A 12,045-nucleotide genomic window follows, 5' to 3' on the forward strand; every position below is an offset into this window, starting at 1 on the left:
CTCCCTGGCGCTTCTTATCGCGCCGCGAGGCTTCGTCGCTGCTCCCGGCGTTCTCGCTGGCGGTCCGGATCGGGGACGGGAGCCGCGAGCATGAGCCGTTGCGTGTAGAGGTTCCGCGGCCGCGCTGTCACGGCGGCGGCGTCACCGGACTCGACGATCTCGCCGCGGTACATCACCGCCACCCGGTGGCTGACGCACCGTACGACCGACAGGTCATGCGTGATGAACAGATACGCGACCCCCGTACGCTCCTGGATCTCGATGAACAGGTCCAGCACCCGGGACTGGGTGGACAGGTCCAGGGCGCTGACCGGCTCGTCGCAGACGATCAGCCTGGGATCGCGGCACAGCGCCCGCGCGATCGCGATCCGCTGGCGCTGCCCGCCGGAGAACTCGCGCGGCAGCCGGCCGGCGGCGTCGGCGGGCAGGTGGACCTGGTCCAGCAGAGCACGGATACGCGCGTCCGCCGCTTCCCGGGCCACACCGGCGACCAGCAAGGGCTCGGTGAGGATGTCGCCCACGGTCATCGCGGGATTCAGGGAGGTGTACGGGTCCTGGAAGACCACCTGGATCTCGTCGCTGAGCGCGCGCCGCTCCCGACCGCTCAGCGTCGAGATCACCCGGCCCGCGTAGTGGATCTCGCCCTGGGACACCGGGGCCAGGCCGAGCACGGCGCGTCCGAGTGTCGTCTTTCCGGACCCGGACTCGCCGACCAGGCCGACGGTTTCGCCTGCCCTGATGTCCAGGGAGACACCGTGCAGCGCCCGGAAGGGCGGCTTGCGCCAGCCCTTGGCCGCGTACTCCACGACCACACTGTCGACTTCCAGGATGTTCCCGCTCGGCTCCCTCGTCTTCGAGGCAGCGGGTGTCACGGTCGGGGTCATACCTTCTCCTGGAGGGGTGCGGGGGCCGGCGCGGCGTCCTGGAGGGGCGTGCGGGGCGCCGCGTCCTCCAGCGTCGACGCCAGGAGCATCCGGGTGTACGGGTGCCGCGGCTCGGCGAACAGCCGCCGCACCGTGGCCGATTCGACGACTCGGCCGGTCTGCATGACCACGACGCGGTCGCAGATGTCGGCGACCACACCGAAGTTGTGGGTCACGAGGACGAGGCCCATCTGCCGCTCCCGCTGCAACTCGCGCAACAGGTCGAGCACTTCCGCCTGGACGGTGACGTCCAGCGCGGTGGTCGGCTCGTCCGCGATGATCAGGTCGGGGTCGCAGGACACCGCACCGGCGATCAGCACCCGCTGTGCCATGCCGCCCGAGATCTGATGGGGATACGAGTCGTACACCCGCTCCGGCCGGTCGATGCCGACGCGCTCCAACAGGGCGATGGCCCGCTTGCGCGCCTCCTTGGCCGAGATCTTGAGGTGCAGGCGCATGGGGTCGGCGAGTTGGGTGCCGATCCGGAAGGACGGGTCGAGGTTCGACATGGGTTCCTGAGGCACGTACGCGATCCGACAGCCCCGCAGGGAGTTCATGCCCTTGCGGCCGAGGCGCTGGAGGTCCTGTCCGTCGAAGGTGATCCGGTCGGCCTCGCACCCGGCCTCCGGGGGAAGCAGGCCGAGGACGGAGAAGGCCGTCTGGCTCTTGCCCGAACCGGACTCGCCGACCAGACCGACGACCTCGCCGCGCCGCACGCTCAGCGACACGCCGTCGACGACGGTGGATTCGCCGTCGCGGGTCGGGTACGTGACCCGCAGGTTCCGCACGGTCAGAAGGTCGTCGTCGGTCACCTCGCCGGTGTCCTCGGGCACTTCACCGGTGTTCGCGCGCGCTGTCGCACTCGCACTCGCTGTCGCTGTCCGCCCGGCCCGTCGTCCGGACACCGGGGCCCCGGTGTCCAGCAGTGAGTCGCGCAGGGCGTTGGCGAGCAGGCCGAGCGCGGCCACGGTGATCACGATGGCCAAGCCCGGCGCCACCAGGAGCGTGGGCTTGGTGTAGAGGTTGGTGAACGCGTCGTTGAGCATCGCGCCCCAGCTGGCCTGGCCCGCCGAGCCCAGGCCGAGGAACTCGATGCCCGCCTGGATGACGACAGCGACACCGAACATCTGCGCCGACTGGATGATCGTGGGCGCCTGCACCACTGGCAGGATGTGGCGACGCATGATGCGCGGATCGCCGAGACCGGAGACCCGGGCGGCATCGACGTACAACTCCTCGCGCACCGACGTCACCGAGGCGCGGACGAGGCGGAAGACGCCCGGCGCGAGGATGACGCCGAGCACCGCCATCGTCGCGTTGGTGTTGGGGCCGATGGCAGCGATCGCGACCAGGAGCACCATGATCGCCGGAGCGGCCATGAGGAGGCTCGCGACCCAGCTGACGACGGCGTCCAGCCGGCCGCGGTAGTAGCCGGCGAGCAGACCGGCCGGGATGCCGATGAACAGTGCGACGGTGACCGCGATGAACCCGCCGAGCAGGCTGACGCGTCCGCCGTACAGGAGCCGGGCCAGGACATCCCGTCCGACGCTGTCGGCGCCGAGCGGATGGCTCCCGCCGATCGAGGCGAACGCGTCGTTCAGGGACGACCGGGTCGGGCTGTTCGACGTGAGCAGCGGGGCGAAGGCACTCGACAGGACGATGAGCGCCAGGACCACCAGACACACGACCGCCACGGGGTTGCGCAGCAGACGGCGGACGAGACGGCCGCGGCGGGGGACCGGAGCGGCACCGCCGGGATTGCCTTCCGCGGCGGAATCCTGGGCGGATGCTTGGGCGGAATCTGCGGGAGGAACAGTCATCGCACTCGCACCTTCGGGTTGAGCCAGCCGTAGGCGACGTCCACCAGGAGGTTGACCGCCACGACGATGAACACCAGATAGACGACGATCCCCATGACCAGCGGGGTGTCGCCGTTGACGGTCGCCTCCACCGCCGCCGAACCGACGCCGGGGAGCCCGAACACCTTCTCGATGACGACGGCACCGCCGACCAGGGCGATGAACTGCAGTGACAGCACGGTGAGGGCGGGCGGTGCCGCGTTGCGCAGCACATGCCGGAACAGCACGCGGCGCTCGCTCAGCCCTCGGCTGCGCAGCGTCCGTACGAAGTCCTGGCGCAGGACGTCGATCACCGAGCCGCGAACCTGCTGGGCCGTCGCCGCGATCGCACCGATGGCCAGCGAGATGGCCGGCAGGGTGATCGACCGGATCCAGCCGTCGGCGGAGGTCGTGAGCGGTACGTATCCGGTCGCGGGCAGCCAGTTCAGTTCCACCGCGAGGGTGGCCGAGAGCATCAGCGCCATCAGAAAGCTGGGCACCGCGTAGCCGGCGATCGCCGTCAGCTGGACCAGCCGGTCGAGCCAGCCACGCCGGACAGCGGCGGCGACGCCGAGTACGACGCTGAGGACGGTGGCCAGGAGCAACCCCGTGACCACGATCGACAGCGACACCGGCACCTTCACCTGCAGGCTCGATGCGACCGAGTCACCGCTGAACCAGGAGGTGCCGAAGTCACCGCGTACGGCATGGCTGAGCCAGTCTCCGTACTGCGACAGCCAGGAGCGGTCCAGGCCCAGCTCGTGGGTCTTGGCCGTCACCTGGTCCTGGGTGGCCATGGTGCCGGCGATGTTGCGCGCGGCATCGGTCCCGGTGAGGCTCATCATCGCGAACGCCGCCGTCGCGAGTACGTAAAGGAGCACCAGACCGGCCAGGACGCGGCGGACGAGAAATGTCAGCATCGCGGTTTCCCTTCTGCCTCACATGGCGATGAGGGCCTCAGGACGCGGGCGCCATGTTGTAGATCGGCACGGCCGACACATAGGGCTGTGTCGTCACCTTGATCTTCTTCGAATTGCCCTGTACGGCGTCCAGGACGTCCCAGGGGGCGTTGAACGCGTTCGTCTGCAGATACGCGTTGATCTCGCGGAACGCGGTGGTCTGCGCGCTGCCCTTCGCCTGCTGGGCCTCGCTGATCATCGAGTTGAGCTTCGGATCGAAGTCCTTGGCGGGGTTCCAGGCGGCGTCTTTGGTGAGTTCGCTCTGGATGAAGTCCCACGGCTGTCCTGAGGCGAGCTTGAACCAGGACATCGCATACTTCCCGGACTGCAGGGCGGAGAACAGCTCGGTGAACGGAATCTTGTCGACCTTGACCTTGATGCCGATGTCCTCCAACGACTGGGTCATGACGGCCTGTTGGCTGGGTGCGACCGAGGAGACGTCGGGCATGGTCACGGTGAAGCCGTTCGGATATCCCGCCTCGGCGAGCAACTGCTTCGCTTTCGCCGGGTCGTACGGGTAGTTCTTCTCGAGCGACTTGTCGTACCAGCGGCTGCCGGCCGTGGCCATCTGCGAAGTCGGGCTTGCGTAACCGAGGTTGACCTTCTTGACGATGGATTCCCGGTCGAACGCGTAGTTGAGCGCCTGGCGGACCTTCACCTCGCCGAGGGCCGGCACGATCTTTCCGGCGCGGTCCCAGATGTAGAGGCCCTCGACGCTGTCCGCGTGCGCCTTCACCTCAAGGTCCCTGCCCTTGACCTGACTTGCGGCCTGGGGGGTGACGCGCGCCCAGTCCACCTGCCCCGCCAGCAGTGCGTTGAGGCGCGCGCTGGGGTCGCTGATGTTCTTGATGACGATCTTGTCGAAGGGGAACGCCTTCTTGTTCCAGTAGTCGGCGTTGCGGGTGAAGGTGTAGCTGCTGCCGTTGGTCGTGGCGGACTTGTCCAGTACATACGGTCCGGAGCCGACCGGGCCGCCCTTCGCCGTCAGGTTCTTCGGGCTGGCGATCATCCCTGACGGGTCGCCGAGACTGGTGACCAGTTGGGGGTCGGGTGCCGAGAGGCGGATGGCGACCGTGGCGGCGTCCACGGCGTCGACCGAGGTGATCGCCCGCAGCTTGCCCGCGGCCTCGTTCGAACCCTCCTTGTTGTGCAGGAGGTTGGCCTTGACCGCTTCGGCGTCCAGGGCGGTGCCGTCGGTGAACCTGACGCCGCTGCGGAGCTTCATCGTCAACGTGGTGCGGGCGCTGTCGTACGACCACGAGGTGGCCAGGTTGGGTGTCGGGTTGCCCTTCTTGTCCAGGCGGACCAAGGAGTCGAAGACAGGTTCGTAGTACTGGATGTTGTCGCCCAGGACCGCTGTCGCCAGGTCCCAGGGGGTGGCCGCGTTGCCGATCGCCAGGGTGAGCGTGCCGGATCCGGTGGCGGGGGAACTGTCGGAGCCGCCACTGCACGCGGTCACGGACACAAGGGTCAGGGCAGCCCCTGTGAGTGCGATTCTTCGCATGTCGTACCTCTCGTACTTCTCAATGGGTTGCTGTTGTTCGTGTGCGGTCCGGAGCTCCGGCCGGAGGGGGCTCCCTGTGCTCCTCGCCGGTGCCGGACGGTCAGTGCGACTGCTGGGCCCACTCGCCGCAGAGCCGGATGCTTTCCTCGGGGGTCGCCTGTGCGCCCTTGTCCACCTCGATGACGAGCCAGCCGTCGAAGCTGTCGGGCAGCGCGGCCAGCGTTCCCGGGATGTCGACCGAGGCGTGGCCGGGCTCGGCCCACAGACCGGCGAGGACCGTCTGCTGGTAGCTCCACCCCTCGGCCTTGCCGCGCTCGGCCACCTCGGCGTGGAAGTCCTTGACGTGCATGGCGGCCACCCGGTCGCCGTAGTCGCGGATCAGGCCGATGACGTCGGCGCCGGCCCAGCCGAGGTGGCCGATGTCCGGGCCGAAGGAGAGGACGTCCGCCGGGACGGTGTCGAGGACGTACCGGGTCTCCTCCTCGGTCTCCGCCCACGTCCCGATGTGCGGGTGGAAAGCGGCGTCGACACCGTTGGCCCTCGTGGTCTCGCCCATCCGCGCGAACACGTCGCGCACCCGCTCCAGCCGTTCGGGGGTGGAGTCGGCGCCGACCGCCGGCCGGTGCACCCGCGGTGCTTCCTTGGACATGCCCGTGGCCACGAAGACGGTGGGCAGGCCCAGTTCGGCCATCTGCGAGCTGATCCGGTCCGTCTTGTCGAGCAGCTCTCGCAGGCTCGCGTCGTCCAGGGGAAGCGGGCCCGAGATGTACCCCGGGGCGGGCAACAGGCCGTGGTCGGAGAGGAGTTGTCCGTACGCGGCCGTGGTCATGTCGGCGGGGACCTCGGCGTGCACCGAGCGGATGCCCGATTCCTGGATGACCTTGAACCGCTGCGTGAGGGATGGTGCCAGCGCGGGGTCGATCCAGCCGTCCTCGGTGGCGATCCACTGCAGAGGGTTGATCGCGATCTTTTCGGCGCTGATGGTCATGTGAGTCCTTCCCATGATCTTCCGGAGAGGCAGGCAGGGGTTGAGTCGGAGGAGAAGGGGAGCGGGGATGGGGATGGGGATGGGGAGGGGTATGGGGGATAGGAGATCCGGCGGGTCAGGCGGAGAATCGGGGCTGAGGGCGGTCGCAGGTGCTGGCCAGCTCCACGACGTGGCCCTGCCGGGAGGCCTCGTCCACCGCGCACAGTGCTTCGAGTACGTGGAAGGCGAAGGAGGAGTTCGCGCGGTGCGGCCCGCCCTCGACCGCGTTCGCGAGGTCGCGCACGCCGAGGCCGCGGCGGGCCTGCTCGCGGGTGCCCACAGCACCGAACAGCTCGACGACCGGCTCCAGCACCGTCCACTCGGTGTCGCCGTGCCGCCTGAGCCGCACGTCGCCGTCGAAGTGGTTGGGGTTCGCCAGGGACAGCGTGCCCTCGGTGCCGTAGATCTCCATGAACGGCAGTGCCGTGTCCCACACGTCGAAGCTCATCTGCATGGTCCCGATGACGCCCGAGGCGAAGGTGAGCACCGCGGCCGCGTGGGTGGGGACGGTGACCTCGATGGCGTCGACGGCCCGGTTCGGCGCGGTCACCGTCCTGACCGGGGCGCCGATCCGGCTCGCTGCGGTGACGGTCTGGATCGGGCCGAGGCAGTTCACGAGGATCGCGAAGTAGTACGGACCCATGTCCATCACCGGGCCGCCGCCGGGCCGGAACAGGAAGCGCGGGTCCGGGTGCCAGGCCTCGGCCTTGCTGTGGCTGATGAAGGCCGAGACGCCGATCGGTGTGCCGATCAGGCCGGCGTCGATGGCCTTCCGGGCCGTCTGGCTCGCGCTGCCGAGGAACGTGTCCGGTGCCGAGCCGAGGACGCGCCCGCTCCTGGCGGCCGCATCAAGGACGTACCGGCCCTCCTCGACCGTTGTGGCCAGGGGCTTTTCGACGTAGACGTGCTTGCCGGCCTCCAGCGCGGTGGTGATCGTGCGGGCGTGGTGCACCGGCGGTGTGAGGTTGACGATGATGTCCACCGACTCGTCGGCGTACAACTCCGTGTCGTCGCCCCAGGCCGGAATGTTGTGATCGGTGGCGGCCTGCTTGGCCCGGGCCACGTCGATGTCGCCCACCCGCACGATCTCCAGCTCCGGACAGTGGGCGGCCAGGCCGGTGACGTACCGGCCGAAGATGTTGCCGCTGCCCAGGATGCCGATCCGGTGCGTCTGCTTGGCCATGGCCATGGTTCCTCTCCAGGTGGCGATGCGCGGTGCGGGTGTGGTCGCTGGACGAACGGGGTTCGTCAGGGCTTGGGCGATCGGCGGCCCACACGGTGTGCGGGACTGCGGGCTGCCGGTCGTCGAGGGAGGAGACCGGTCGGCCAGTTCCGAAGTCCGTGTCTCGTTCTCGCTCGGTTGCCGAGTATTTAAGGGTTGTGTCGAGGGGCGGGACGAGGAGTGCGGTCCGCTGAGCAGAACACTCGCTGCCCGGTTATCGAATCGTGATTATCTTGCCTGACGGTGTGTCAGTTCATCGGTTCGTGAGAATGGTGATTGATCCCGCGCGGGAGGCGCGCATGGTCTGTGAGCTGGGCGGTTACGAAGGCGATGACGGTCCTTGACGCCTCGTCAGGCGTATGGGAGCGGCGTGACTTCGGTGTCGATGCGGTCCCGATGTCAGGAGGCCATGCCTCCGGGAAGGATCGGTCGCCATTGACGTCAGATCATCACCGTTGATAAAATCCAGCCTTTTTCAGGCCGTGACCAGTCTGGTCCTCACCGCAACTGCCGGTAACGGGCCACTCATTGGTGCACCTCCGCCGTCATCCAACCGGCCACGGACCGAACGCCGCGTATCGCATCCATCACCCTCGTTTAGTTCGCGGCGGCAGGGCAAGATGCCATTTTTAATTTTTCCAGCGGACTAAAAGTGGTGGAACATTCGGTGTGCGGGATTCCGTCACTCAACGAGGAACCGGCTTCTGGGGGTGCGATGAGGGCATTGACGCGGCAAGGCGCCAAATTTAGGGTCGGCCAAGTGCATAAAGGCGATGGCTATCTTGCCGATCCGGCTCTGCTGCCCGCGGTCCCCGTAGGGCTGCGCAGAGTGCTGGACCTCGTGGTGTCGGGCGAGGCGACCAGCCGTGCCGAGATAGCGCGGCGCAGCGGACTGGCCCGTTCGACGGTCGGCCAGCAGGTCGACCACCTCGTGGGGCGCGGCATTCTGCAGGAGCTCGAGTCCAGCGAGTCGGTGCGGGGCCGGCCACCACGCGTGCTGACGCTCTCGCCGAGGGCAGGCACCATCGCCGTGGCGGACGTCGACCTGCTGGCGTCACAGGTCGCGATCGCCGACCTGACGGGGCGGGTACTCGCCCAAGAGCCCGTGGACGTCCGGATCGACGCCGGTCCCGAGGCCGTCCTGGAGGCGGTGACCGAGCGTCTGCTGAACCTGCTGGAGCGCTGCGGGCGCGACCCGGACCGGGTTCGCGAAGTGGTGATGGGCCTGCCCTGCCCGGTGGACTTCCAGCGTGGCAGCGCGGTGCGACCCACCGGGATGCCCGGTTGGGACGGCTATGCGGTGGCCGAGCAGCTGAGCAAGCGTTTCCGCGCCCCCGCCGTGGTGGACAACGACGCCAACCTCATGGCCCTCGGGGAGGCTCGCCAGGACCAGGTCGACACCCCGCTGCTGTGCATCAAGATCGCCACCGGGATCGGAGCCGGAATCATCACCGAGAGCGGCGAGGTGTACCGCGGCGCGGACGGAGCCGCCGGCGACGTCGGCCACATCCGGGCCGTCGGCGGCGGCGATGTCCTGTGCGCCTGCGGCAACGTCGGCTGCGTGGGAGCGCTCGCCTCCCATCGGGCCATTCTGCGCGGCCTCGGCATCCCCGAGTCGACCGACGAGGATCCGTTGTACGGCGCGCACGCGCTGGCGGAACGCATCGCCGACAACGACCCGCCCGCCGTACGTGCCCTGCGTCAGGCCGCCACCGAGATCGGCGAGGTGGTGGCCATGCTCGTCTACATGTTCAACCCGCGCACGCTGGTCCTCGGCGGCCCGCTGAGCGAGCTGCGGGACGACCTCCTCTCCGGGGTCCGCGCCGTGGTCTACCAACGGTCCCTGCCCCTGGCCACCCGCAAACTGACCATCACCACGACGCAGTTCGGTGAGAACTCCGCGATCCACGGCGGCATCGCCCTCGCTCTCCAGCACATCTTCAGTGAACAGGGCATCGCCCGGATGCTGGTCGACGAGGTGGGGGAAGGCTGACGCCCGGGTCGCCCAATGAGGGTCCCTCCCGGAGGCGTTCGTACTCGAGGAGTGCCGTCGTTGAGCGTACGGGCCCGGCGGCGGTCGCGGCCGCGAGCCGGTGCTGGACGAGTCACCCGTCGGCAGCCGCCCGTCGGCGCGTCCCGTTCAGCGCCGGAGAGCGCCCGCGGCTCAACGATCAAGGCATCAGGTGGCCGCTTGGCCGCTTGGCCGCTGTTCCGGAAGTCGACCGGACTCGGCTCCACGCTGCCACATCCCGCGAGCGGCGTGTGCGTCAACTCCCGGGTCGGACAGGGGGATACGCAGGGGGTACATCGGCGTGGCCGACCCCGCGACGCGCCGAAACGCAAGGGCAACTAGCCTCGTTCTGAAGCGACTTCACCACCTGGAGGTGCTCGCATGAAACGACGTACGTTCATCACCGCGGCCACCGTGTCGATGGCCGCCGCCCAACTCGCCGGGCGGGCGCTGGCCGCACCGGCGGATGCGGGACGAGGCAGAGGTTGCGAGATCGTCGCCCGGTTCTGGGGTGCGATGCCGACGGGTGTCACCGTCTCGCGCCGCGGCCGCGTCTTCGTCAACTTCCCCCGCTGGGGCGACGACGTCCCCTTCACCGTCGCCGAGCTCCGCGACGGAAAGCCAGTGGCCTACCCCGACGCCGAGGTGAACCGCGAGAACGCGTCCGACCTGGCCGGACACTTCCAGTCGGTGCAGAGCGTCGTCGTCGATCCCGCCGACCGGCTCTGGATCCTCGACACCGGAAGCCCGTTGTTCGCACCCAGTTCGTACGGCGGCCCCAAACTCGTGGCCGTCGACCTGCGCACCAACCGGATCGTCCAGAGAATCCTCTTTCCCCGGGAGGTCGCGCAGGCCCACAGCTACCTCAACGACGTGCGCTTCGACCTGCGACGCGGACCCAGGGGCATGGCGTTCATCACCGACTCGTCCGAACAGGGACCGAACGGCATCGTCGTCGTCGACCTCGCCACGGGCCGATCGTGGCGGCGGCTGGCCGGCCATCCCTCCGTACTCCCGGACGAGAACTTCCTCCCCGTCATCGAAGGCGAACCCTTCATGAACCGCCCCGCGAACGGCGAACCCTCCCACCAGCACGTCGGCTCCGACGGCATCGCCATCAGCGCGGACGGCAAGCGGCTCTTCTACTGCCCGCTGTCGAGCCGCCGCCTCCACAGCGTGGACGTCGACGCCCTCGCCGACCCCGCGATCCCCGACGACGAGGTGGCCCGGACAGTCGCGTACCTCGGGCCCAAGCCCATGGCCGACGGCCTGGAGAGCGACGACAAGGGGCGCGTGTACGGCGGGGACATCGAGCACAACGCCATCTGGCGGAGGAACCCGGACGGCACCATCAGCACCCTCACCCAGGGACCCGACCTGATCTGGGCCGACACCCTCTCCGTCGCGTCCGACCATCACCTGTACGCCATCGCCAACCAACTCAACCGCCAGGCCAACTACCACGAGGGCCAGGACCTGCGGCAAAAGCCCTACCTCCTGGTCCGCGTGCCCATCGACGCGGGCCCGGTACTGCTCCGGTAGTCACCGGCAGCGGCCGAGGGGAGGCGGCGGCCATGGCCTCGTCGGCGCCGGCGCGGAGTTCGACGCCCGCCGTCAGTCAGGGGTGCCGTCAGCCCTGCCACTCTCCGCTCGGGCGCCCTCCTCCTCCACGGGCGGCATGAACGCGCGCAGCCACCGCTCCGTCTGGGCGACGTGGGCCTCGGCCGCGCCGGCGGCGGCGCCCGGGTCGTGGTCGGCGATCGCGGTGGCCAGCACGCGGTGGTCCGCGTCGCTCTTGCGCCGTAGCTCCGGGCCCTCTGGGAGAGTGAACACCTGGTACTTGCGGGAGCGGGCGCGGAAGACCGCGAGCAGCGAGGCGAGGGCGGGGTTTCCGGCGGCCCGGGCGATCTCGGCGTGAAAGCGGTGGTCGAGCTCCGAGGCCTCGGTGGAGTCGTCGGTGGCCTCCATGGCCTCGATGAGTGAGAAGAGCGTCCGCACGGTCTCGGGGGTTCGGCGTGCGGCGGCCTGGGCCGCGACATGCGGCTCCAGCACCCGCCGGATCTCGTACACCTCCAACAGGCCGGACAGCGGCAGGAGTTCGAGGGTCAGCGAGAGGCTGCCGATGACGTCCTCCGGCCGGAGCTGGGAAACGTAGGTGCCCGAGCCGTGGCGTGGCTCGATCACTCCCAGGGCCGCGAGCATCCGCACGGCCTCGCGCAACGACCCACGCGAGACGCCGAGTTCCTCGCAGAGCTCGCCCTCGGGCGGGATGCGCTCGCCCGCGCCGAGACGCCCGGACGCGATCATGTGCCGTAGGCCGTGGAACGCCTTGTCGACTGCGGACATCCGACTCCTCCCCTGGCGGGCCGGAGACGTCACCGAGGCCCTCGGGCACTGTAGCGAGTCATCAGATGTCTTGTATGTATCGACCAAGATTCATCTGATGACTTCTCCTGCATGGCCCTTGCGGGCCCCAAAAAGACCGTGCCAGGATGCCGAGTCATCATACGTCTCTTGGCGACGGTCTGATGTCCTGAGGTCTCATGCGACCCAGGTCCGGC

The 12,045-nt window shown here is 68.9% G+C and carries 9 protein-coding genes; 2 read left to right on the top strand and 7 right to left on the bottom strand.

Annotation, left to right across the window (positions count from 1 at the left end; all coding sequences use genetic code 11):
• Positions 1-14: 14 nt before the first annotated feature.
• The 6 genes from ACTWQR_RS06375 to ACTWQR_RS06400 form a co-directional block, all read right to left on the bottom strand.
• Entirely contained in the window at positions 15-884 is an 870-nt protein-coding gene (locus ACTWQR_RS06375) for an ABC transporter ATP-binding protein (protein ID WP_443225915.1), read from the bottom strand.
• Entirely contained in the window at positions 881-2,743 is a 1,863-nt protein-coding gene (locus ACTWQR_RS06380) for a dipeptide/oligopeptide/nickel ABC transporter permease/ATP-binding protein (protein ID WP_443225916.1), read from the bottom strand. Before ACTWQR_RS06380 ends, ACTWQR_RS06375 begins: the two co-directional genes overlap by 4 nt.
• A complete protein-coding gene (locus tag ACTWQR_RS06385; RefSeq protein ID WP_443225917.1) occupies positions 2,740-3,681 on the bottom strand; it encodes an ABC transporter permease in 942 nt (313 codons plus the stop codon). Before ACTWQR_RS06385 ends, ACTWQR_RS06380 begins: the two co-directional genes overlap by 4 nt.
• Positions 3,682-3,718: 37 nt before the next feature.
• A complete protein-coding gene (locus ACTWQR_RS06390) occupies positions 3,719-5,179 on the bottom strand; it encodes an ABC transporter substrate-binding protein (protein WP_443225918.1) in 1,461 nt (486 codons plus the stop codon).
• 145 nt (positions 5,180-5,324) lie between these two features.
• Complete coding sequence (locus ACTWQR_RS06395; RefSeq protein WP_443225919.1) at positions 5,325-6,212, bottom strand: sugar phosphate isomerase/epimerase family protein; 888 nt, start codon at positions 6,210-6,212, stop codon at positions 5,325-5,327.
• A 115-nt stretch (positions 6,213-6,327) separates the two neighbouring features.
• Positions 6,328-7,434, bottom strand: coding sequence for a Gfo/Idh/MocA family protein (locus tag ACTWQR_RS06400; RefSeq protein WP_443225920.1), 1,107 nt, complete (start codon positions 7,432-7,434; stop codon positions 6,328-6,330).
• A gap of 799 nt (positions 7,435-8,233) precedes the next feature.
• Between ACTWQR_RS06400 and ACTWQR_RS06405 the strand changes: the two genes are divergently transcribed.
• On the top strand, positions 8,234-9,466 hold the full coding sequence (locus tag ACTWQR_RS06405; protein WP_443225921.1) for an ROK family protein: 1,233 nt from the start codon (positions 8,234-8,236) through the stop codon (positions 9,464-9,466).
• A gap of 399 nt (positions 9,467-9,865) precedes the next feature.
• Positions 9,866-11,026, top strand: coding sequence for an L-dopachrome tautomerase-related protein (locus ACTWQR_RS06410; RefSeq protein WP_443225922.1), 1,161 nt, complete (start codon positions 9,866-9,868; stop codon positions 11,024-11,026).
• A gap of 72 nt (positions 11,027-11,098) precedes the next feature.
• Here ACTWQR_RS06410 and ACTWQR_RS06415 read toward each other — a convergent pair whose 3' ends face one another.
• Complete coding sequence (locus ACTWQR_RS06415) at positions 11,099-11,830, bottom strand: FadR/GntR family transcriptional regulator (protein WP_443225923.1); 732 nt, start codon at positions 11,828-11,830, stop codon at positions 11,099-11,101.
• Positions 11,831-12,045: the final 215 nt, after the last annotated feature.

The organism is Streptomyces sp. 2A115 (assembly GCF_052245575.1).
Taxonomy (GTDB): domain Bacteria; phylum Actinomycetota; class Actinomycetes; order Streptomycetales; family Streptomycetaceae; genus Streptomyces.